Source organism: Variovorax sp. 01T439_2 (genome assembly GCF_056398445.1).
Map to the genome: position 1 here is coordinate 1 of NZ_JBFTPJ010001151.1, position 1,605 is coordinate 1,605.

General features: G+C 70.3%; 1 protein-coding gene. It reads left to right on the forward strand.

The window, feature by feature from the left end:
* A partial coding sequence (locus AC1DOC_RS32940) for a cbb3-type cytochrome c oxidase subunit I (protein WP_478131479.1) occupies positions 1-1,605 on the forward strand: 1,605 nt, incomplete at both ends.

Genomic DNA, 1,605 nt, shown 5'->3' on the forward strand with positions numbered 1-1,605 from the left:
CCATCGAGCTGATCGTGGGCGTGCTGTTCACGCGCGCACCCGGCATGACGCTGATGCGCATGCCGATCTTCGCCTGGGCCATGCTGGTCACCGCGCTGATGATCGTCTTCGCGTTTCCCGCGGTGATCGCGGCCACCATGCTGCTGGAGCTGGAGCGCGCGTTCGACTGGCCCTTCTTCATTCCCGCGCGCGGCGGCGATCCGCTGCTGTGGCAGCACCTGTTCTGGTTCTTCGGCCACCCGGAGGTCTACATCATCTTCCTGCCCGCGGCCGGCATGGTGTCGATGATGGTCGCCGCGCTCGCGGGCACGCCGCTGGTGGGGCACCGCGCGGTGGTGCTGGCGCTCATCGGCGTGGGCGCGGTGAGCTTTGCGCTGTGGGTGCACCACATGTTCACCGCGGGCCTGGGCAACCTCTCGCTGCTGGTGGTGTCGGCCGCGAGCTTCATCGTCGCCATACCGAGCGGCGTGCAGGTGTTCGCATGGATCGCCACCTTCTGGCGCGGCCGCGTCGCGCTCGATGCGCCCACGCTGTTTCTCCTGGGCTTTCACTTCATCTTCGTGCTGGGCGGCCTTACGGGCGTGATGGTGGCGGTGCTGCCCTTCGACTGGCAGGCGCACGACAGCTACTTCATCGTCGCGCACCTGCACTACGTGCTGATCGGCGGCATGGTGTTTCCGGTGTTCGCGGGCTTCTACTACTGGGCGCCGGTCTTCAACGGCCACCGGCTTTCCGAGCGCTGGGGCCGCTGGGTGTTCGGGCTCATGTTCGGCGGCTTCAACCTCGCCTTCTTTCCGATGCACATYGCGGGCATGCTCGGCATGCCGCGGCGCGTGTACACCTACGGCGCCGACCTGGGCTGGAACGCGCTCAACATGCTGTCCACCCTTGGCGCCTACACGCTGGCGGCCGGCGTGCTGCTCTTCATGGTGGACGCGGCGCGCACGCTGCGCCGGCCTGGGCGGGACCACGGCAATCCCTGGCGCGCGGGCACGCTCGAATGGCTGCCGCCGCGCGAATACGGCGTGCGCAGCATTCCGCAGGTGGATTCGCGCTATCCGCTGTGGCGGCGGCCCGCGCTGCCGCAGGAGGTGGAGGACGGGCGGCACTGGCTGCCGGGCACCGTCTTCGGCGGCCGCGAAACGCTGGTGACCAGCCCGCGCGATGCGCGGCCGATGCACCTGCTGCGCCTGCCGACCGACAGCTGGTGGCCACTGGCGGCAGCCGCCGGCACCGCGGGTTTCTTCCTGCTGCTCACGGTGTCGCAGACGCTGCCTGCGCTGGCCTGCGGCGTGATCGCGGTGGCATGCATCCTGCGCTGGCTCTGGGACTCCGACCGTCCGCCCCCGGTTGCGACCGTCGACGTCGGCCATGGCGTGCAGCTGCCGGTCGGCGCGCGAGGGCGGGCATCGCACTCGTGGTGGGCCATGGTCGTGCTGATTGCGGTGGACATGACGATCTTCGTGTCGCTGCTGTACACCCATGTGCACCTGTCGATGGCCAGCGACGTGTGCCCGCCGCCCGGTGCCGCGCTGCCGCCCCTGCGCTGGCCGCTGGGCGCGGCGCTGCTGCTCGCGGCCGGCTCGGCCGCGATGGCGCTGGCCG